The 20,332-nt window shown below is 68.6% G+C and carries 24 protein-coding genes; 9 read left to right on the forward strand and 15 right to left on the reverse strand.

Translation table 11 applies throughout. The annotated features are described in order from the left end of the window. The first annotated feature begins 72 nt into the window (after nt 1-72). From HRV97_RS08510 to HRV97_RS08520, 3 genes are all read left to right on the forward strand, one after another. Nucleotides 73-810: a Crp/Fnr family transcriptional regulator gene (locus HRV97_RS08510; RefSeq protein WP_174193844.1), complete on the forward strand. Its 738-nt coding sequence runs from the start codon at nt 73-75 to the stop codon at nt 808-810. A 107-nt stretch (nt 811-917) separates the two neighbouring features. Next, entirely contained in the window at nt 918-1,769 is an 852-nt protein-coding gene (locus HRV97_RS08515) for an MBL fold metallo-hydrolase (protein WP_174193845.1), read from the forward strand. A gap of 55 nt (nt 1,770-1,824) precedes the next feature. Then, a complete protein-coding gene (locus tag HRV97_RS08520) occupies nt 1,825-2,235 on the forward strand; it encodes a hypothetical protein (protein WP_174193846.1) in 411 nt (136 codons plus the stop codon). A 55-nt stretch (nt 2,236-2,290) separates the two neighbouring features. Here the strand turns inward: HRV97_RS08520 and HRV97_RS08525 are convergent, their stop codons facing one another. Continuing rightward, nucleotides 2,291-2,926: a TlpA family protein disulfide reductase gene (locus HRV97_RS08525; RefSeq protein ID WP_174193847.1), complete on the reverse strand. Its 636-nt coding sequence runs from the start codon at nt 2,924-2,926 to the stop codon at nt 2,291-2,293. Nucleotides 2,927-2,942: 16 nt separating this feature from the next. Between HRV97_RS08525 and argH the strand changes: the two genes are divergently transcribed. The 5 genes from argH to HRV97_RS08550 are packed head-to-tail and all read left to right on the forward strand — an operon-like array spanning nt 2,943 to nt 7,671. Then, the gene (argH, locus tag HRV97_RS08530; protein ID WP_174193848.1) at nt 2,943-4,310 is read left to right on the forward strand and encodes an argininosuccinate lyase; all 1,368 of its coding nucleotides are present in this window, start codon (nt 2,943-2,945) and stop codon (nt 4,308-4,310) included. After that, a complete protein-coding gene (locus HRV97_RS08535) occupies nt 4,307-4,558 on the forward strand; it encodes a hypothetical protein (protein ID WP_174193849.1) in 252 nt (83 codons plus the stop codon). The genes argH and HRV97_RS08535 overlap by 4 nt, the downstream gene beginning before the upstream one ends. Next, nucleotides 4,555-5,811, forward strand: coding sequence for a diaminopimelate decarboxylase (gene lysA / locus HRV97_RS08540; protein ID WP_174193850.1), 1,257 nt, complete (start codon nt 4,555-4,557; stop codon nt 5,809-5,811). The genes HRV97_RS08535 and lysA overlap by 4 nt, the downstream gene beginning before the upstream one ends. 4 nt (nt 5,812-5,815) lie before the next feature. Beyond that, nucleotides 5,816-6,706: an NAD(P)-dependent oxidoreductase gene (locus HRV97_RS08545; RefSeq protein WP_174193851.1), complete on the forward strand. Its 891-nt coding sequence runs from the start codon at nt 5,816-5,818 to the stop codon at nt 6,704-6,706. Next, nucleotides 6,703-7,671 (forward strand): CorA family divalent cation transporter, encoded by a 969-nt coding sequence (locus HRV97_RS08550; RefSeq protein ID WP_174193852.1) that lies wholly within the window; start codon nt 6,703-6,705, stop codon nt 7,669-7,671. The genes HRV97_RS08545 and HRV97_RS08550 overlap by 4 nt, the downstream gene beginning before the upstream one ends. A gap of 4 nt (nt 7,672-7,675) precedes the next feature. Here the strand turns inward: HRV97_RS08550 and HRV97_RS08555 are convergent, their stop codons facing one another. Continuing rightward, nucleotides 7,676-8,092: a DUF4383 domain-containing protein gene (locus HRV97_RS08555; protein ID WP_174193853.1), complete on the reverse strand. Its 417-nt coding sequence runs from the start codon at nt 8,090-8,092 to the stop codon at nt 7,676-7,678. Between the two features lie 188 nt (nt 8,093-8,280). Between HRV97_RS08555 and HRV97_RS08560 the strand changes: the two genes are divergently transcribed. Continuing rightward, the gene (locus HRV97_RS08560) at nt 8,281-8,526 is read left to right on the forward strand and encodes a hypothetical protein (RefSeq protein WP_174193854.1); all 246 of its coding nucleotides are present in this window, start codon (nt 8,281-8,283) and stop codon (nt 8,524-8,526) included. Between the two features lie 117 nt (nt 8,527-8,643). On the opposite strand, the gene HRV97_RS08565 is transcribed toward HRV97_RS08560, so the two are convergent. The 13 genes from HRV97_RS08565 to HRV97_RS08625 all read right to left on the reverse strand — a co-directional run bounded on the left by HRV97_RS08565 (nt 8,644) and on the right by HRV97_RS08625 (nt 20,330). Continuing rightward, nucleotides 8,644-9,042, reverse strand: a complete 399-nt coding sequence (locus HRV97_RS08565; protein WP_174193855.1) for a flagellar export chaperone FliS — start codon at nt 9,040-9,042, stop codon at nt 8,644-8,646. 18 nt (nt 9,043-9,060) lie between these two features. Next, nucleotides 9,061-10,569, reverse strand: coding sequence for a flagellar filament capping protein FliD (gene fliD, locus HRV97_RS08570; protein WP_174193856.1), 1,509 nt, complete (start codon nt 10,567-10,569; stop codon nt 9,061-9,063). Between the two features lie 57 nt (nt 10,570-10,626). Continuing rightward, complete coding sequence (locus tag HRV97_RS08575; protein ID WP_174193857.1) at nt 10,627-11,751, reverse strand: EscU/YscU/HrcU family type III secretion system export apparatus switch protein; 1,125 nt, start codon at nt 11,749-11,751, stop codon at nt 10,627-10,629. Further along, entirely contained in the window at nt 11,751-12,524 is a 774-nt protein-coding gene (fliR, locus tag HRV97_RS08580; RefSeq protein ID WP_174193858.1) for a flagellar biosynthetic protein FliR, read from the reverse strand. Before fliR ends, HRV97_RS08575 begins: the two co-directional genes overlap by 1 nt. A gap of 217 nt (nt 12,525-12,741) precedes the next feature. After that, a complete protein-coding gene (fliQ, locus tag HRV97_RS08585; protein WP_174193859.1) occupies nt 12,742-13,023 on the reverse strand; it encodes a flagellar biosynthesis protein FliQ in 282 nt (93 codons plus the stop codon). A gap of 46 nt (nt 13,024-13,069) precedes the next feature. Further along, nucleotides 13,070-13,966, reverse strand: coding sequence for a flagellar type III secretion system pore protein FliP (fliP, locus tag HRV97_RS08590; RefSeq protein ID WP_174193860.1), 897 nt, complete (start codon nt 13,964-13,966; stop codon nt 13,070-13,072). Next, nucleotides 13,963-14,301, reverse strand: coding sequence for a FliO/MopB family protein (locus tag HRV97_RS08595; RefSeq protein ID WP_174193861.1), 339 nt, complete (start codon nt 14,299-14,301; stop codon nt 13,963-13,965). The genes fliP and HRV97_RS08595 overlap by 4 nt, the downstream gene beginning before the upstream one ends. A 12-nt stretch (nt 14,302-14,313) precedes the next feature. Then, entirely contained in the window at nt 14,314-14,604 is a 291-nt protein-coding gene (gene fliN / locus HRV97_RS08600) for a flagellar motor switch protein FliN (RefSeq protein WP_174193862.1), read from the reverse strand. Further along, entirely contained in the window at nt 14,601-15,569 is a 969-nt protein-coding gene (locus HRV97_RS08605; RefSeq protein ID WP_174193863.1) for a flagellar motor switch protein FliM, read from the reverse strand. The genes fliN and HRV97_RS08605 overlap by 4 nt, the downstream gene beginning before the upstream one ends. A 6-nt stretch (nt 15,570-15,575) precedes the next feature. Further along, nucleotides 15,576-16,208: a flagellar basal body-associated FliL family protein gene (locus HRV97_RS08610; RefSeq protein ID WP_174193864.1), complete on the reverse strand. Its 633-nt coding sequence runs from the start codon at nt 16,206-16,208 to the stop codon at nt 15,576-15,578. A 15-nt stretch (nt 16,209-16,223) separates the two neighbouring features. After that, nucleotides 16,224-18,002: a flagellar hook-length control protein FliK gene (locus tag HRV97_RS17775; RefSeq protein ID WP_174193865.1), complete on the reverse strand. Its 1,779-nt coding sequence runs from the start codon at nt 18,000-18,002 to the stop codon at nt 16,224-16,226. 570 nt (nt 18,003-18,572) lie between these two features. Then, on the reverse strand, nt 18,573-18,998 hold the full coding sequence (locus tag HRV97_RS08620; RefSeq protein WP_174193866.1) for a hypothetical protein: 426 nt from the start codon (nt 18,996-18,998) through the stop codon (nt 18,573-18,575). 12 nt (nt 18,999-19,010) lie between these two features. Continuing rightward, nucleotides 19,011-20,330, reverse strand: coding sequence for a FliI/YscN family ATPase (locus HRV97_RS08625; RefSeq protein ID WP_174193867.1), 1,320 nt, complete (start codon nt 20,328-20,330; stop codon nt 19,011-19,013). Between the last annotated feature and the right edge of the window lie 2 nt (nt 20,331-20,332).

Raw genomic sequence — 20,332 nt, forward strand, 5'->3', positions numbered from 1 at the left:
CTTGACCGGGCGTTGCGTAGAAGCAGTGACGATCGCGACCGTTTCCGCGCTGTGCGGGCAGGGAGACACAGGATGATCAACGCACCCCGCCTCGTCGACGAGCCATCGTCGGTCGTCCGGCGTTTGTCGTCGCTGGCATCGCTCGACGCCGCGGCGCACGACCTGCTCGACGCCGCGGCGGCCGACGCTTATCTGCTGCGCCCGCGCCAGGAAATGCTGTCCGAAGGTCGCGCGGTTGACACGCCGTTGATCCTGCTCGACGGCTGGGCCGCGCGCGTCCGCGTGCTGGTCGACGGTCGCCGTCAGATTGTCAGCCTGCTGCTGCCCGGCGACGTGATCGGGGTCAGCGAGCTGCCCGATCCGGTGTCCACCTCCACGATCATCGCGCTCACCGCAGTGCGGGTCTGTTCGGCCCCGCCGTGTGGCGCGTCTCCCGCACTCGACCTCGCTTATGCCGTCAGCCGCGCGCACGACGAGGCGTATCTGCTGGCGCAGGTGACGCGTCTCGGCCGCATGAACGCGCAGGAGCGGATCATGGACCTGCTGCTCGAATTGTACGAGCGGCTCGGGCTCGCCGGCCTCGTCCGCGACCGCGGGTTCGACGTGCCGCTGACGCAGGAAACCATGTCGGACGCGCTCGGGCTCACCCCGGTGCACGTCAACCGCATGTTGCAGGCGGCGCGCAAGGCGGAGGAACTGACCTGGACGGGCAAGCGGATCACGCTCGCCAATCCGGTGCGCTCGGCGAGCGAACTCGGCCGCGTGCCGCTGCGCGTCCGCGCCGACATCGCGAAAACGGCGGCAGCATAAGCATTTATCCAGGTTAGCGCGCGCTCGGGCGCGCGGAACCTGCCGATGGCGCTGCCGTTGCCTGACCATCTGTTCGCCACCCGGCGACACCGGTCAGGAGCGACGCGATGCGGATCCACCACCTCAATTGCGGCACCGATTGCCCCGTTGGCGGCGCGTTGTTCGACGGGTGCAGCACCGGATTGCTCGGCCATATCGTCTGCCACTGCCTGTTGATCGAGACCGACGCGCACGGCCTCGTGTTGGTCGACACGGGCTATGGGTTAAAGGACGTCGATCACCCGCACCGCGCCGATCCGCGCATCCCCCGCCCGTGGCGCGCGATGCTCAACATCCGCCTGCGCGAGGAGGAAACGGCGCTGCGCCAGGCCGAAGCATTGGGGTTCCAGGCGTCCGACGTGCGCCACATCATCGCCACCCACCTCGACTTCGACCATGCCGGCGGGCTGGAGGATTTCCCGAATGCCACCGTGCACGTCATGGCGCGCGAATATGACGACGCAACGCGGCCTCACTCCGGCTTCGTGGCGCGCAATCGCTGGCGCATGCCGCAGTTGAACGGGGTCGCCGATTGGCGGCGCTATGGCGCACGGGGCGAGGATTGGTTCGGGTTCGAGGCGGTGCGCGACCTCGACGGCCTGCCGCCCGAGATCCTGATGGTGCCGCTGGCCGGTCACACCTGGGGCCATGCCGGGGTCGCGGTGCGGCAGGATGGCGGGCGCTGGCTGCTCCACGCCGGCGACGCTTATTTCTACCGCGGTGAGATGCGCGAGGCGGAACGCCGCTGCACGCCGGGCCTGCGCGCCTATCAGCGACTAATGGAGGCCGACGCGCGCAGCCGAATCGACAATCAGGCGCGGCTCAGGCGCTTGTCGATCGAGCGGCGCGACGCGGTCACCGTCACCTGCACCCACGATCCGGTCGAGCTGGCGCGGCTCCAGGCGGGCGATCCGCTGTAAGGCAACCCTTTCGCGCGCTCGTCGATTGAGCCGGGCACGAAGGAGTTCTCGCGTCATGTTGAAGCCCGCCATCTTCGCCGCGATCGCCGCCGTCGCACTCGCCGGCTGCCAGGAACAGATCGACCGTCCGGCGGATCGCCAGGCCGACCGCATCGGCAATGCCATAGCCGACGACGTCAACGACGCCGCCGCGAACGTGTCGAGCAGCCTCGACAATCTAGGCGATGCGATCCGCGGGCAGGCCGACCGCGCCGGCGAACGCGCGGTGGACGAGGCTGCAAACCAGACCAGCCGCGCGGCCAACGATCTGGCCGACCAGATCCGTCGCCACGGCGACCGCGCGATCGGCGACATGGGCGCGGCGTTGCAAGGTGCCGGCGCGTCGCTGCGCGAGCGCGACCGTGCGCGCGAGCCGAGCGACGAGCGCGCTTACGACCGCGCCGATCAGCCCGACGACCGCCGCTGATCTCCCGTCATCCCGAGCGTGACCCCGGATCAGGTCCGGGGTGACGAAGCGCCGCTCAAACCTCGCTCAATAGCGCACGCGATTCCACGCTGGTCCAATCGCGGTCGCCGGTCACCCGCCACACCTCGCGGCCTTGTTTGTCGTACAGGATCGTCGTCGGCAAATTGGCATTCAGCGCCAGGCTGTAGCCGAGCTCGGGATCGTACATCGGCTGGATCGCCGACAGGCGACGCTCGGCGAAGAAGCGGCGTGCTTTCTTCGGGTCCATGTCCTCGCTGATCGCGACGAAGCGGATGCGGCCGCCGGCCTCCTTCGCCGCCGCGTCGAGCGCGGGCATCTCCTTGACGCACGGCGCGCACCACGTCGCCCACAGGTTCACCAGCGTCGGCTTGCCGCCGAACGCCTTGACAGTCAGCGGCTTGCCCGCCGCGTTGGCGAAGGCGGCGGCGGGCGCCGCTTCGCCCTTGTGGCTGCGGTCGACCACGCCGGCCTTGGGCGCGCTGGCGGCCGATGGCGCGGCCTCGTCGGCGCTGACAGCGGGCGCGGCGTCGTTGGCCGCCGCGGCGGCTTGCTCCCGCGACTCCGCTTGTCCCCGCGACGCCGCTTGCCCGTTGTCCGATGCGGGCTTATCGCAGCCCGCGATCGTCGTCGCGATCCCGAGGAGAAGTACGATCGCCGAGCGCGCTGACATAGAAGCTTCCAATCAGATGTGGGGCGGGCGGTTCGCCGAAGGACCGGCGGCCGTGATGCGCGAGATAAATGCCTCGATCCCCTTCGACAAGCGGATGTGGAGGCAGGATATCGCGGGGAGCCGCGCACACGTCGCGATGCTGGGCGCGCAGGGCATCGTGTCGAGGGATGACGCCGCCGCGATCTCGGCCGGGCTCGCGCAAGTCGCCGACGATTACGAGGCGAACGGCGTGCCGGTCGACTTGGCACTCGAGGACATCCACATGGCGACCGAGGCGCGGCTCGCCGACGCGATTGGACCCGTAGCCGGACGCCTCCACACCGCGCGCAGCCGCAACGATCAGGTCGCGACCGATTTCAAGCTTTGGGTTCGCGACGCGACCGACCAGGTGCTCGCAGCACTTGCCGCGCTCGACACCGCGCTGCTCGCGCGTGCCGAGGAGCATGCCGGCAGCGTGATGCCCGGCTTCACCCACCTGCAATCCGCGCAGCCGGTGACGCTCGGCCATCACCTGATGGCCTATCACGAGATGATCGCACGCGACGCAAGCCGCTTCGCCGACAATCGCGCGCGTGCCAATCTGTGCCCGCTCGGCTCCGCCGCGCTCGCCGGCACCGGTTTCCCGGTTGATCGCCACGCGACCGCCGAGGCGCTCGGCTTCGACGCGCCGACGCGCAACTCGCTCGACGCGGTCAGCGACCGCGACTTCGCGCTCGATTACCTGATGGCAGCGACGCAGTGCGCGCTCCACTTGTCGCGGCTCGCCGAGGAGTTCGTGCTGTGGGCGTCGCAGCCGTTCGGGTTCATCAGCTTGAGCGACCAATGGTCGACCGGCAGCTCGATCATGCCGCAGAAGCGCAACCCCGACGCCGCCGAGCTGGTGCGCGGCCACGCCGGGCGGATCACCGGCTGCCTCGTTAGCCTGACCGTGACGATGAAGGGCCTGCCGCTCGCTTATTCGAAGGACATGCAGGACGACAAGCCGCCGGTGTTCGAGGCGCACGACCTGCTCGGGCTCTGTTTGGCGGCGATAACCGGGATGGTGGAGAGCGTCACTTTCCGCACCGATCGGATGCGCGCTCTCGCCGAGAGCGGGTTCGCGACCGCCACCGATCTGGCCGACTGGCTGGTGCGCGAAGGCGACGTGCCGTTCCGCGAGGCGCATCACATCACCGGCCGCGCGGTGGCGCGTGCGGAAGCGTTGGGCGTCACGCTCGACCGCGTGCCGCTCGCCGACCTTCAGGCGATCGACGCGCGGATCGACGCGCGTGTGTTCGACGTGCTGTCGGTCGATGCCTCGGTCGCTAGCCGGACGAGCTTCGGCGGCACCGCACCCGACAACGTGCGCGCGGCGATCCGGGCGGCGAGGGGAGAAAAGGCATGAGAACCGCGCTGCTGATCGCCACTGCGCTGCCGCTCGCCTGCCTGTCGCTCGCCGCCTGCGGCTCGACGCAGGATCTCAAACCCGCACCGGGCACGTCGCTGCCAGTCGCCCCGGTCGGCGCCACCGCGACGCCCACGCCCGGCCAATTGCTCACCCCCTCCATCCAGGCGCGCCCGACCCGCAGCAACGAGCTGCTGACCCAGTCCAAGTCGCGCAAGCCCGACGAGTTCGACCTGCCCCCGCAATGACCCATTTCCATTATCAGAACGGCGCCTTGTGGTGCGAGGGCGTGCCGCTGTCGCGCATCGCGGACGAGGTCGGCACCCCCGTCTACGTTTATTCCGCCGCCGCTTTCCGCGACCACGCGCGCGGCTTCCGCGACGCCTTGTCGGGCGTGCCGCGCAAGCACCTCGCCTACGCGATCAAGGCCAACCCCAACATCGCGGTGCTGCGCCTGCTCGCCGCCGAGGGCTACGGCGCCGACGTCGTCTCAGGCGGCGAGATGGCGCGCGCGCTGGCCGCCGGTATGCCTGCCCGCGACATCGTGTTCTCGGGCGTCGGCAAGACACCCGCCGAGCTGCTGCGTGGGCTCGACGCCGGGATCGGGCAGTTCAACATCGAGCTGGAGGAGGAGGGCGTTGTGCTCGCCCGCCTCGCCGCCGAACGCGGGCTGACCGCGCGCGCGGTGCTGCGCGTCAATCCCGACGTCGATGCCGGCACCCACGCCAAGATCTCGACAGGGCGCAAGGAGAACAAGTTCGGCGTGCCGATCGATCAGGCAGCGGCGATGTTCGCGCGCCTGTCAGCGCTGCCGGGCCTCGACCTGCAAGGCGTCGCGATCCACATCGGCAGCCAGTTGTTCGACCTCGCCCCGCTCGAGGCCGCGTACAACCGTGTGAAGGCGCTGGTCGATGAACTGCGTAGCAGCGGTCACCGCGTCACCCGCGTTGATCTGGGCGGCGGCCTGGGCGTTGCCTACAAGGCCGACGACCGCCCGACGCCACCCGCCGATTACGGTGCGATGGTCGAATGCGTCACGCGCGGCTGGGACGTCGAGCTGATGTTCGAGCCCGGCCGCGTCATCGCGGCGAACGCGGGCGTGCTGCTGACCCGCGTGATCTGGGTCAAGCCCGGTGTCGTGAACCCCTACGTCATTGTCGACGCGGCGATGAACGACCTCGCGCGACCCGCGCTCTACGATGCGTGGCACGATTTCGCGGCCGTTCAGCCCACAGGCGAGCGGATGACCGGCAACATCGCAGGGCCAGTGTGCGAGACCGGCGACACCTTCGCGATGGCGCGCGAGATTGACCGCGTCGCGAGCGGCGACCTCGCGGTGTTCCACAGCGCGGGCGCGTATGGCGCGACCATGGCCTCGACCTACAACAGCCGCGCGCTCGTGCCCGAGGTGCTGGTCGACGGCGACCGCTACGCCGTGGTCGCCGACCGCATTACGCCTGAGACGATCCTGGCGGCCGAGCGCGTGCCCGAATGGTTGTAAGCCGGTGAGCGACTGGCCCGCGCTGCCGATCTTCGTGCGGCTGTCCGGCCGCCCAGTGGTGCTGGTGGGCGAGGGCGAGGCCGCCGACGCCAAGCGCCGCCTGCTGGAGCGCGCCGGGGCGGTGATCGTCGGGGAGGACGGCGCGTGGCGTTCGGACCCGGCAGGCTCCGTGGGTGCGCAGCGGCATCCGTCCGGCACTGACGGCGACGGCGATGGGGGCAGCGAGCAGGAGCAGTACCGTTCCTCCGATGACCAAAACGCACCCGTCGGCGCCCGGCTCGCGGTCGTGGTCGACGACGAAGCCGCCGCGCACCGGCTCAAGGCGCGCGGGCTGCTGGTCAACGTCGTCGACCGGCCCGAATTGTGCGACTTCACGCTGCCCGCGATCGTCGATCGCGCGCCGGTGCTGGTCGCGGTCGGCACCGGCGGCGTCTCCGCCGGGCTCGCCGCCGCGGTGCGTCAGCGGCTGGAGGCAATCCTGCCTGCGCGGCTCGGGCACCTGGCCGAGGCGCTGCACGCCGCGCGCGGTTCCTTGCGCGCGCGCTTCCCCGACACGCCCGCGCGCCGCCGCGCGATCGGCAGCGCGCTGGCACAAGGCGGCGCGCTCGATCCGATGCGCGACCATAACGACGCCGACGTGGTCGCGCGCATCGCCGCGGGTGCGCCGCCGCGCGTCGAGCACGTACGGCTGCGCTCAACCGATCCCGACGACCTGACGCTGCGCGAGGCGCGCTGGCTGTCGCAGGCCGATCGTGTCACCCACCGCGCGGACGTGCCCGCGGCGGTGCTCGACCGCGCGCGCGCCGACGCGGTGCGCGAGGCGACCGAGGCCGCGCCCGACACCAGCGCCGAGGGGCTGACCGTTGACGTGGCGCTGGCAGAGGGTGCCGCATGACCGGCTTCGCCTACCGCATCGCCGATGGTCGCGCCGAGCCGGTCGAACTGGCCGATGCGCTCGGCTGCGGCGCGCCGTTCGTCTGGGTGCATCTAGCCACCACCGCCGAGCACGCGCAGGCGTGGCTGCGCGACTGCGCCAAGCTCGAACCCTTCACGGTCGACGCGCTGACCGCCAACGAGACGCGCCCGCGCTGCGAGAAGATGGGCGACAGCGCCTTCCTCAACCTGCGCGGCCGTACCGACGAGGAGATCGATTCGTCGGACATGCTCGCCTCGATCCGCATCTGGGCGGCGAAGGGGCGCCTCGTCTCGGTCACGCGCAAGAAGCTGGTCGCGCTCGACGCGGTGGTGGACGAGGTGAAGTCGGGCGCGATCCGCGATCCCGGCGACCTGCTGACCGCCTTCGCGACCGAGATCACCGAGGATCTCGATCCCGTCGTCGCTGATTTGGGCGATTGGCTCGACGATTGCGAACAGGAATTGGATACCAAGCGCATCTTCGAGCTGCGCCGCGGCGTCACCCGCGTGCGGTCGGAGGCGATCAATTATCGCCGCTTCCTCGCCCCGCAACGCATCGCGCTCGAACGCCTCGCCACGCTGCCGGGCGACTGGCTGGGCGATGATGATCGCGCGCATCTGTCCGCCGCCGCCGACCGCGCCGCCCGCATGGCGGAGGAGGTGGAGGCGATTCGCGAGCGCGCGGGCGTGGTGCACGAGGCGCTGACCGATCTCCGCGCCGAACAGCTAGATTCGCGCAGCCTGGTGATCGCGATCGCGGCCATGGTGTTCCTGCCGCTCACCTTTCTGACCGGCCTGTACGGCATGAACGTCGAGGGCCTGTGGTTCGCGCACGAACCCTGGGCATTCGACGCGATCGTCGGCTTGTGCGTTGCGATTGCGGCGGGCACGACCCTGTTCTTCGTGCGCCACCGCTGGATCGGGCGGGGAACCGGGGCGGGCTGATCGCTTAGGCCTGCACGGGCGCGACACGCTCGCGGTGGACGAACCCGAAATAAGCAGCGACGATCGCGAGCAGCGCGTGCAGCCAGATGTCGTTGCCGTAGATCGGCACCAGGCCGAAGGTCGTGTCGGTCGCGGGGATCAGCCCCATGATCGTCAGCGCCGCGTAGATCAGCGCCACGCCCTTCGCATAAGCGTAAGCGCCGCCGACGCTCCGTGCAGCGAGCAGACCCCAGACGCCGAACGCCAGATGCACCAGATTGTGCAGCACGTTGACCGGGAACAGCCCCAGCGCCAGCCGCGACGACGCCGTGACCGTAACGCCCGGATGCAGGTGCTCGGGCGACAAGCCGGGCACGAAGCCCGCCAGACCCGCGAGCAGGAAAACGATGCCGAACAAGGTGGCGAAATGACGAACCGACATGAGCGTCTCCGTGTCGAGTGACGGTGAAGTCGAAAACGGTGACGCTTGTTCCGCGAGGCTGATCTACGTGGGTGCGAAAGCCGCCGGGTGACGCCCGCGCGTGCAGACCGGGCTCATGCTGGCCTCGCCACCGTGGTTTGATAAACCAACCGGTGGGTGCAATTGCTACGGTGTCGGAGAGATGCGCGATGAAGGACTGGTCATCCGTCGTGGCGGTCGGCATTGCGCTGCCAAGAGTCGAGCAGGGCACATCCTACGGCAAGCCTGCGCTGCGCTTCCGCGAACGCACGCTCGCGGCGACTACCGCCCCTGATCCCGGCAGCTTCGTGCTCCATGTTGCGGTAGAGGAAAAGGACTGGCTGCTGGAGCGTGACCCGGCGACGTTCTGGCAGACCGATCAGCATCGCGACTGGCCCGCGATCCTAGTTCGCTAAGGCAGCGATGCCGATCTCGTTGCAACGCTGCTGGCGCGCGCATGGTGGGACCGTGCGACAAAGGCGCAGCGCGACGTGTTCGGCGTGCGTCCCTCATCGCCTAGCCGGCGTTGCGCCTCAAGCCGCGCGCGCCTGTTTCCATGCCTGCGCGATCTCGTCCAGCTCGTCCGCGACGTGGCGGAACGGTGCGCCCGAGTGGCCGATACTCGCCTCCACCACGCGCCGGCGCGCGCCGGCGTAAAGGCGTGCGAGCACGGTTGACACCTCGCCCCCGCGCTCGAAATCGAGATTGGCTTCCAGCGCGAACAGGATCGCGGTCGCCCGCGTCACGCGCTCGCTCTTGACCGCGTAGCGCCCGTTCTCCGCCGCCCACGCGGAAGTGCGCAGCGCCGCGATCAGCTCCTCGTAGAGCAACTGAACCAGCGCCGGACCGTCCGCTACCGCGGTGCGACCGGCGAGGTCGATCTCGCGGTAGGTGCGCGCCGGATCGCGCAGCAGGGCGGATGCATAGGCCATGTCAGTCGAGCCCCGCTATCAGTTCGACTTCGACCATTGGTCGATCTGCTGCTGCATGAACGACTGCGTCGACTTGTACGCCGATACCTTGGAATTCATGCTGGAGAATTGCTGCGTCAACCGCGCGGTCATCGACGCGGCCTGGTCGGTCAATTTGTCCTGCTTCTCGGTCGTGTCGCTGCGCGTCTTCAGGTAATTGCTGTTCGACGCGCCCAGTCCGTAGATCGAGCTGGTGGCGTTCAATTGCAGCGACTGCATCGCCGAATAGATGCCGTCGGACGTGCCGTAGGAGAACATCGCCTCCACCGCGTCGGCGTTGGTCGTCATCGCCGCGGTCAGCGCGTTGCTGTCGACCTCAAGCATGCCCTGCCGCGTGGTGCGGATGCCGATCGCGGCCAGTGTGTTGGGCACGCCCGCACCGGCGTTGCCGTTCAGCACCTTGCTCGTCAGCCCTTGCAGCGCGCGCAACAGGTTCTTCGCCGCCGGATCGGCGCGCAGCACGCCGGTGATCGGATCGGTCTGTTCCTTGATGGTCGCGACGATCCCGTTGTAGGTGTCGACGAAGTCGTTGACCGCATTGGTGATCGCGGTCGTCGGCCGGCTCGACGTCAGCGTCGTGGTGCCAGCCGCGGTCAGGTTGAGCTTCGCGCCCGCGATCAGGTCGCTGACCTCGTTCGACGCGCGCTCGACCTCGACGCCGTCCATCGTCAGCTGCGCGTTCTGCGACTGGCTCGACACCGCCATGGCCGAAGCGCTGGACAGCGGATTGACCGCGAACGGTGCCAAGCTGGCCGAGTCGGCGGACAGCGAGAACGCCTGCGCCGCCCCGGTGACACCTTTCAGCGACAGATACGCCCCGCCATCGGCGTCGGTCACGATCGAGGCGGTCACGCCCGTCTTCTTCGCGTTGATCGCGGCGGCAATGCCAGACAGTGTGTTGTTCGTCTCGTCGATCTTGATTGCGATCGTATCGTCCAGCTTGTCCCCATCGGCGTCGCTGCCCTTCAGCACCAGCTTGCCGTCGATGTCGGTTTCGATCGTCCCGATCTTGAGCGTCAGCGTGCCTTCACCGAACGTCGTCGTCTTGGGTGTCGGCTCTTTCGCGCTCACCGCGGTCTGCGCGGTGGCGAGCTGCGTCACCTTGATAGTGCTGTTCAGCCCCGACAGTTTCGCGCCCGTCAGCGCGGTGGCCGACAGCACGCCCGCGTTCGACACCACCGGCTGCGACGCGAGCGTGCCGCCCTTGACGAGGTTCTCCAGCGCCTTGGTGAAATCGGTGATGTTGCTTTTCAGCGTCGCGACCGCGGAGATCTGCGACGAGATCGTGTCGAGCTTGGTCGACAGCGCGCTCTTCTTTGCCGCGAATTGCGCATCGACCAGCGAGGTGACGAGACTGGAGGTGTCGACCCCCGAACCGGTGCCGAGCGAAGTCAGCAGCGAATTGGTCGCCGAGGTGGTGACGCTGGCCGTCGACTTGGTCGGCGTGGGCGTCGGCGTTGTGCCGCTGGTGGCGCTGGTCGTGGTCATGGCTGTGTTCCGTTAAACGACCGCGCGGGCCGAACCTTTACGCCTGCTGCCAATTCTTCACCCTTGCTGGATGCCGTTTTCGTCGAAGCGCGCGCCCGGCGGCACGTCCACCGGCGGCTGCGTGCCGCCCGCCGCCGCGTTGACGCCGAACACGAACGCCAGCACCGTCGCGATCGCGAGGTAGAGGTCGTCGCGCACCTCCTGCCCCTCGCGGCTGGTGTAATAGACCGCGCGGGCGAGGGCGGGGTATTCGAGCACCTGCAAGCCCCGTTCGCCCGCCAGCTCGCGGATCGCCAGCGCGGTCGCGCCGCGCCCCTTAGCGACCACCACCGGCACCTGGTCGCGCCCGCGATCGTAGCGCAGCGCAACCGCGAAATGCGTCGGGTTGGTCAACACGACATGCGCCTCGCCCACCGCCTTGCGCACCCCGCCCGACAGCATCGCACGCGCCTGCGCGCGCTGATGCCCCTTCATCTCGGCGTTACCCTCGCTCTCCTTGTGCTCGTCCTTGACCTCCTGCTTGGTCATGCGGAGTTTGCCGAGCAGCTGGACGATCTGCAGCGGCACGTCGAGCATCGCGATTCCGACCAGCCCCATCGCCATTACTAGCAGCACGCCGGTCAGCGTCGAGCCGAGCGACGAAATCGCCTGGTTGATGTTGGAATAAGCCAAGCCGAAGCTAGATTGCGCCACGCCCCACAGCATGTACGCGCCGATGGCACCCAGCAGGACGACCTTGAGCAGCGACTTGCCCAGTTCGGTCCAGCCGTTCATCCCGAATATGCGCTTGAGCCCCGACGCCGGGTTGAGGCGACCGCCCTTGGGCGCCAGCACCGAGGCGTTGAACGACAGGCTGCCGAGCGCCGCCTGGCTGACCACCGCCGCCGCCATCGTGATCGCGAACAACGTGCCGAGCGCGGGGGCGAGCTTCCATCCCGCCTGCACCAGCGGCCGCCACGGCTGGAAATCCTCCACGTCGGCTTGGGTAAAGGTGAAGCTCGCAGCCATCACCGCCTTGCACGCCGCGATCAGTTGCGGTCCGAAGAAGATCATCCACGCGACGCCCGCGAGCACGACGAGCGCGGTGGCGAGGTCCTTCGACTTGAGGACGTCACCCTTCTCGCGCGCGTCCTTGCGGCGCTTGGCGGTTGGGGCTTCTGTCTTGTCGCCACCCTCCGACATCAGGCGAGCACCAGGCTCTGCGCGGCGGCGAGCGCTTCACGCACGATGACCTGCAGGTAATCGCCCATCGCGGGGAAAGCGATCGCGATCGAGACGACACCGACCGCGAGGCTCGCAGGCAGGCCGATCGCGAACAGGTTGAGCGCGGGTGCCGAACGCGACAGCATCCCCATGACGAGGTTGAGGCACAACAGCAGAAACCCGACCGGCAGCGCCAGCAGCAACCCGGCAAGGAACGCATAGCCGCCGAAAAAGGCGATGTCGCGGAACTGCCCCGCACCCAGCCACGCAGCACCCGGCGGCAGCGCGCGGTAACTGCGCACGATCATGTCGACCAACACCAGATGCCCGTCGAGCGACAGGAACAGCAGCGTCAGCATGATCGACAGGAACTGGCCGATCGCGGGGCTGGAGCGGCCTGAATTGGGGTCGATCATGTTGGCGAACCCGATCCCCATCGCGCCGCCGATGATCTCGCCCGCGACCAGTGGCGCGGCGAACGCGATCTGGAGCACGAAGCCGAGCGCCAGCCCGACCAGCGCCTCCGCCACTACCGCCATGATGGTGGTGAGCGTGAAGATCTCGGCCGGTGCCTGGATCGTGTTGGTGCCGAGCACCAGCACCGCGATCGCGCTTGACAGCGCGACGCGCACCGGCAGCGGGACGGACACGTTGCCGAACACGGGTGCCGCGATCAGCGCCGCGCCGACGCGGATCATCACGAACAGCAGCGTCCATAGCTGGGGCTCGATGACGAGGCCGAAGCCGAACATCACCGTGAAGGGTGCGAGAGGCTGCGGGTCGCAGCCCACGCAACCAAGCGCGGCCGGCAGGCGCGAAGCGCTTGTCCGACGACGCGGCTTTGCCGCGGCGTGGCTACAGCGATGCGATCAAGCCCGCCGCGGCAAAGCCGCGCCGTCGGACGGGGCATCCGCCCCGCCGGCCGGGCTTGTGCCGGACGCGCGGACGTGGCCGCGCTGGCACTGCGCCTCACCGAACCAAGTCCGGAATACGCGCGAAGATCTCGACCGTGAAATCGCTCAACAATCCCAGGATCATCGCGCCGAAGATCATGATCGACACCGCCACCACGATCAGCTTGGGCACGAACGACAGCGTCTGTTCCTGGATCGAGGTCGCCGCCTGCACCATGCCTAAAATCAGCCCCGACAGCAGCGCCGGGATCAGGATCGGCGCGGCGGCGAGCGCCAGCACCCACATCGTCTGGTTGGCGATCGTCAGGAAATAATCGGCGTCGGCGAGGGGCTGCATCGGTCGGGTTCCGCGAGGATAGGTCGGTCGGGATAGAGCGCGCGCGTCAGGTCGCGAACGAATTGGCGAGGCTGCCCATGGTCAGCGCCCAGCCGTCGACAAGCACGAACAACAGCAGCTTGAACGGCAGCGAGATGATCGTCGGCGACAGCATCATCATGCCGAGCGCCATCAACACGGTGGCGACCACCAGGTCGATTACGATGAAGGGCAGGAACACGAGGAACCCGATCTGGAACGCGGTCTTGAGTTCGCTGGTCACGAACGCGGGCAGCAGCACCGAGTAGGGAATGTCGCGTGGGGACGCGTACGGCCCCGACTTCGCCATCTCGGCGAACATCGTCACGTCCTTGACCCGCGTCTGCTTGGACATGAAATCGTGCAACGGCGCGCCCGCGGTGGAGATCAGCTGCGTGCCGTTCAACCGGCCGGCGGCATAAGGCTGGATAGCGGTGGTGTTGATCTGGTTCACCACCGGCGCCATCACGAAGAAGCTGAGGAACAGCGACAATCCGATCAGCACCTGGTTGGGCGGGGTCTGCTGCAATCCCATGGCCTGCCTGAGGATCGACAGCACGATGATGATCCGCGTGAAGCTGGTCATCATCAGCACGATGCCGGGCAGCACCGTGAGCAGTCCCATGATGATGAGCACCTGGAGCGACAAGGACAGCGACCCGCCACCCGGCGTCGCACTCGCATCGCCGCGCGAGAGCTGGCCGAGCGCACGATCGATCGCGTCGCCGACACCCGGCGTCGGCGCGGCGGGTGCGCCGGCCGGGGGTGTCACTTGCGCGAAGGCAGGCACCGCGATGCACAGCATGATGACGATCGCCGCGAGCGCGAGCACCACACGCACCCAGCCGTGCGCCGTCTGCGGGCGGGGCGACACGGGCGCGATCAGCGCGGGGCCGCGCCCGGTGCGGGTAACGGTGATGCTCACGCGCGCGTGCCCTTGGTGAGGCTGGCGAGCGCGTCGCGGAACGACGGCGTCGGGGCGGGTACGAAGTCGTCGGCCGCCGACACTGCGCCGCCCTTGTCGACCAGCGTCACGCCGGTGCGCGAAACCGAGACGAGCAGGCGACGCCCCTCGAACTCGACCACCGCCAGCTTGACGCCGGGCGAGATCATCATCGTCTCGCGAACCGCGATGGTCCGCGTCGCGGCCGCGCCGGGCATCCGCGTCTCCAGCTTGCGCCACAGGTACAGCGAACCGATCATCAAGCCGCACACCAGCGGCAAGAGCACGATCAGCTTTAGCACGTAGGTCCACATCATCGCGCGTGCGCCTCAGCCGCGCTTCTCGGGCGAGACGAGCTCGAGCAGCTTGACGCCGAACCGCTCGCCCACCGTCACGACCTCGCCGCGGCCGATCAGCGTGCCGTTGACGAACACGTCGAGCAATTCGCCCGCCTGGCGGTCAAGCTCGATCACGCTGCCCTCACCCAGTGCCAGCAATTCGCGCAGCGCCAGCGTCGTCGATCCGATCTCGACCGTCAGCTTGACGTCGACGTCCTGCAACAGCCGCAAATTGGCGGCGACCGCGGCGTCAACCGCGAAATCGGCGGTCATGTCGTTCATGCGATAGGTCCTTTGAGCGTGGAAATACGGATCGCGGCGCGACCGTTCGAAGTGCCGACGGTGCCGGTGCCGACGCAGGTGTCGCCGATCACGATCGGCACGTCGTTGTTGAAGGCGATCGGGATCACGTCGCCGGGTTTCAGGTCCATCAACCGGCGTAAAGGGAGCACCGGCTCGGCCAGCACCGAGCGGACGGGCATGCGCACCGTCATAGCGGCGCGCGTCAGCGCCATCTGCCACCCGGCATCGACCTCGGCCGGCTTGGCGACGACCTTGCCGGTCAGCACCTGCGTGAAGGGTTTGAGCGCCGCGACCGGATAGAGCAGGTCGACGAACACCGGCTTGGCAGTCTCGCTCGCCACGCCGAAGCGCGTGACGACCATGACCTCGTCGGCCTCGATGCCCGACACGTGCGCCGCGTTCGTCTCGCAGATGCCGACCGAGAAGGCGGCGCGCGCCACCGGCTCCCACGTCAACTCCAACTGGTCGGCGATCCCGGCGCCCAGCCGCGTCACCAGCGCCTCGGCGGCGGGGGACAGGTCGGTCGCGGTTGCCGGACCGGTGCCGGTGCCGCCGAAGAAGATGTCGAGCAGTCCGACGACGAACGCGCCGTCGACCGCGCACAGCATCGCGCGCCCGTCCATGCCCATCGGCAGCCACGCGGTCAGCGCGTCGCCGCGCTCGGCGCGATAATCGGAGAAGCGCACCACCTCGAGCGGCTCGGCCCAGCAGCGCGTTTCGGCCCGCATATAGCCCTCGAACACCGGCCGCAGGTTGCGCGCCAGCCTGGCCGACAGATGCTGCAGCGTGTGCAGGTCGCCGAAGGGGTGCAGCTTGCTCTGGCCCAGCAGCCCCGCGTCCGCGCCTACAGCCCCGCGCGTGCGCTCGCGCCGCTCGGACGCGGGGCGAGCGGGTGCGGGTTTGCGCGCCGGCGTCGATTCGGGGGTTGCGGGCCTGTTAACCATGCCCGTTCACTGAACAACGAAATTGGTAAAGTAGACGTTACTGACCCCGCCGAATCCTTCCTTTTGTTCGAGCACGCCGTTGATCGCGGCGGTCAGCTTGCGCGCCAGCTGCTGCTTGCCTTGGCTGGTGAACACCTGCTCCTCCGTGGTGTCGCCCAGCGTCATCAGAATCGCCGATCGGATCGCGATGTCGTTGGTTTTCAGATGCTCGATCACCTTGTCGTCGTACGGCGTCGAGATCGCGACCCCGACCTGGACGAAATGCGTCGAGTCCTGGAGGTTGGAGGTGAACTCCTTTTCCATCGGGTAGTAATTGGACGCGAATTTGTCGCCCGCCATGCTCTCGGGCGTGGGCAGCCCGCCGTGGCTGCTGCTCGCGGCTTCCTCGCCGCCGCCGTGACCGCCTTCACCGCCGCCTTCGCCTGCGCGCTTCTGCTCGGACTTGGGCACGAGGTGCGGCTTGTTCGGGTCATCCTTGGCCGCGCCGTGCGCGCCGCCGACTAGGCCGCTGCTGGCCGCATACAGCCCCGCACCGACGCCGCCGCCGACCAGCACGCCCAAGCCCAGCACTAAGCCGAGAATCTTGACCAGCTTGCCCTTCTTTTTCGCAGCGGGCGCGGCATCTTCCTTGTCACTCATGGTTCGATTTCCCTGTTAGGCAATACGTCGTTCGGTTGAGCCCGCGTCGTCGTGCGCGGCCGTGTCGCGGCGCGTCGATGACGGCGGGGATGGATGGTGGCGCGACGCGTCGCCGCCGGATTGCCCGCCGCCGCCCGCCTGACCGCCGGTCAGATGCAGCTTCACCCCGCGCGCATCGGCCAGCTCGGCCAGCCGCGGCTGCGCATCGGCGAGCAGCTGGCGCGTCTGCGCCTGCTCGGCGGTGATCTGCACCTGCACTTGGTCGCCGTCGCGGCGCAGCGACACATCGATCGTGCCCAGCATGTCGGGCGACAACCGCAGGCGGGTGTCATTCTCCGCCGCCATGTCGCGCAGGCTCACGATCCGTTCGATCATCGCCGCGGGCCAATGCTCATGCCGCATGTCGAGCGTGCCCTGCGCCGCGCCGGTCGCAGCAACGCCGGGAAGCGCGGGCGCAACGGGCGTAAGTGCCGTGGCAGGATCAGTGGCCCCGCGCGAGTCCCGTTCGCCGAGCGCGTGATGGATCGCGTCGGCGAACACCAGCGCGGCCGGCGCAGCCGCGCCGCGCGCGCGCGGTTCGACCTGCGTGCCGGTCGCAAGAACGCCGGCGGGCAGAAAGCCCGACCTTGGCCTCAGGTCGATATTCACGATCGAAGCAGCGGCGGACACCCGCTCACCCACGACCATCGGCGCCTCGATCGCGGCCGGTGCAACCGGGCTAAGAGTCGGCTGCCCAATTTTCGAGACGATTACATCGCCTGCGAGCCGCACCGGCGTTCCGATAGCGGTTACCTGCGCTGGAGCCAACGGCGCCTCGCCGGTGGCCGTTTCGGCAACGGGTGTCGCGACTGCCGTCCCGCTGACCCCGGAAAACGGCACCGCGACCGGTGCCGTGGCTGGGACGTTCGGCAGGTCGATGCCGACCCGTGGTTGCACGCCACTCATCTGCACGAATCTGTGCTCGACGATCAGTGTCTGCGACGTGAGCGCCGCCCCGACTGCGTCACCCGGTGCAGACGCGCTACCAACTTGAGGCATGCTGCCGCCATCCGATCGAGACCACCTGCCTGATGATGTCGCGATTGCATCTGCCCCGGCAATCGAGGCAACGACCGGAGCGCCAAGCCTCTCGCGCGGGATAGCCTGCCCACCGATCTGGCCTGCCACTTCCGCGTCACCCAACGACGCACCCGGAGCCGCGATGCTCGTGCGGGTAACGTTTCGCTCAGGAACGGCGGCGTTGTTCGACCCGTCACCCACGGACGAAACAGGCGCAGGCTGCGTGATAAACGCTATTGCCGAGGGCAGCGGCGGGTTTGCTTCGTCTAATGGTGGTACAGGTGAACTGGGAGCGTCAGGCATCAACGACGCCTTGCTTTCGTTCGCGTGCGGCAGTGTCGTCATCGCACCGGCCCCAACTGCCGATCGTTCGCTATGTCCGACAAGCGGCTCACTTGCGTACGGCTGATCGTCAATGCGCCTCGCGCTCCGCTCCGCCACGGCGGCGTTCTTCGCTACATCGCTCCCAATCGGCGTTAGCTCCTGCTGCATGGTGAACGCGATGGCCGGGGACAGCGAGGTACGCGCTGCTTTCAATGCAAATACAGGCTGGATCCGAGCGTCAGACTCCAACGATGCCTCGCCTTTGTTTGCCAGAGGCGGTGTCAATATCGCATCTGACCCGTAGGCTGTTGTCCCGATATGCGTGGCAAGCGACTCACCCGAGAATGACCGATCGCCGATGCGGTCCGCGCTCTGCTCAGGCACGGCGGCGTTGTTCGATACGTCATCCACAGCCGGTGCTGGCGCCCGGTGTATGGAGTGCGCCGTCCAAGAGGGTAGGTCGGCGTCAATCCCACCCCGTACAGATGCGAACTGCGTGCGACCGCCCGGTGCCATCGACGCAATGCCGTTGCTTCCCGGCAGGGGAAGCACAGACGGAGCTACGAGCGGCTCAACAGGCGACGGCTGCATCGCGCCGACACGTGTCGTCCCCGCTGCTGGCGTAATCGACCCGGACGCCTGCGCACCACTGCCATCCGCACCCGGAACCGGCGTCTCGACCGGTGCGATCATCGCCGCTGCTGGTGCTGCTGCCACGCCGAGCCACGCTAGCGCGTCCTCGCTTCCCTTCGCCGCGCCGTCCTCGACCGGCAGCGTCTTGCCGGGCGCGGCGTCCACTTGCCGCTTCCCCGGCATCAGGTCGGCCGTGACGGGCGCGAGCAGGTCGAGGAACGAGGCGAGCGACGGCGTCGCCGCGCCCGTGCTCACAGGCGGCGGCATCGCGGCGGCGGACGATAACAGGCTGGCAATCGCGGTCATGGGAAGCGGGAACTCACCGGCAGAATGGTACCGGTAAGCCGGTCAGCAAGGATCGTGCCGGTTCTTTCGCGGGGTGTCCGGCAGGTCCTGCAGGCTGCGCAGCTCGGCCTCGACCAGCGCCTGCTGCCCGCGCTGGATCAGCTTCTCGATCGCGCTCTGGTCACGCTTGGCGGATTGCGTCGCCGTTGCGGTGCGTTGCGCCTCATATTCCGCGGTGCGCACGCGGTTGGCCGCTGCCTCGGAGGATCGCTGCAACCGCTCGCGATAGTGCGCAGCGGCGGCGAGCGACATCGCGCCCAGGTCCATCTCGGTCGGCGCGACCGCCGCCGCCAATTGCGCGATGCGTCCCGCCAGCGCCTGCTCGCTCGCCACCTGATCGCGCGCGCGCGCCTCCTCGGCCTGCGCCAGCCCCAGTTGCAGCGTGCGGACGCGGTGGACGCGCGCGAGGCGCCCCGGATCAAGCGGCATGGTCGAGCGGCATCAGGCGTCGCCGAACACGCCGGTGAGCTCGATCACCGCGTCGTCGAGGCTGACCGACTGGTCGGTATCCTGCCGTACGAACTCCATCACCGCGGGATGATAGGCGATCGCGGCGTCGATCGCGGGGTCGCTGCCCGACCGGTACGCGCCCATCAGCACGAGGTCGCGGTTCTGCTCGTACGTCGCCAGATGCCGCCGGAGCGCGCGCGCCGCGGCCAGGTGTGGTCGCTCGGCGATGTCGGTCATCACGCGGCTGACCGACTTGGAGACGTCGATCGCCGGGTACACGCCCGCTTCCGCCAACGCGCGCGTCAGCACGATATGCCCGTCGAGGATCGATCGCGCCGAGTCGACTACGGGATCGTTGCCGTCGTCGCCGTCCGCCAGCACGGTGTAGATTGCGGTGATCGCGCCGCCGGTATGCACGTCCGACCCCGCGCGCTCGATCAAATTCGGCAGCATCGCGATCGCGGAGGGCGGATAGCCGCGCGCCGACGCCGGCTCGCCCAGCGCCAGCCCGATCTCGCGCCCAGCATGCGCGACGCGGGTGAGTGAATCGATGATCAGCAGCACGTTCTTGCCCTCAGCCCGGAACGCCTCAGCAATCGCGGTCGCGCGCAGCGCGCCGCGGATGCGCAGCACCGGCGAGTGGTTGGCCGGCACCGCGACCACGACCGATCGCGCGCGTGCCTCGCCCGCGACTTTGGTTTCCAGGAAGTCGGCGACCTCGCGGCTGCGCTCGCCGATCAGTCCGATGACGATAACGTCGGCTTGCGCTGCACGCACCATCATGCCGAGCAGCACCGACTTGCCGACGCCCGATCCCGCCATGATGCCGACGCGCTGCCCCTGGCCGATCGTCAGCAAACCGTTGATCGCGCGCACGCCGACGTCGAGCGGCGTGAGCACGCGTCCGCGGTCGAGCGGCGATTGCAGCTTGCCCGCCAGCGGCCAATGTCCGGCGCCGCGGATCGGTCCCAGTCCGTCGATCGGCTTGCCCGCACCGTCGACCACGCGGCCGAGCATCGCGGCGCCCACCTCCGCCTCGCCCGCCGCACCGAGCGGACGCACCGGTGCCTGCGGCAGCAGCGGCGCGGGGCCGCCCAGGTTCATCATCAGCGTACGGCCACCGCGAAACCCGATCACCTCCGCCTCGACATGGTCGCCGACGCGACACACGGTGCCGACCGGCAGCGACAAGCCGACTGCTTCCATCAGCAGACCGTCGTAGGACGACAACCGCCCCGATACGCGCGCGCGCGGCGCGAAATTGGCATTGGCGATCGTGTCGAGATAATCGCCCGAGAAACGGTTGAGCATGG

Origin of the sequence: Sphingomonas hominis (genome assembly GCF_013328205.1) — a bacterium.
GTDB classification, from domain to species: domain Bacteria; phylum Pseudomonadota; class Alphaproteobacteria; order Sphingomonadales; family Sphingomonadaceae; genus Sphingomonas; species Sphingomonas hominis.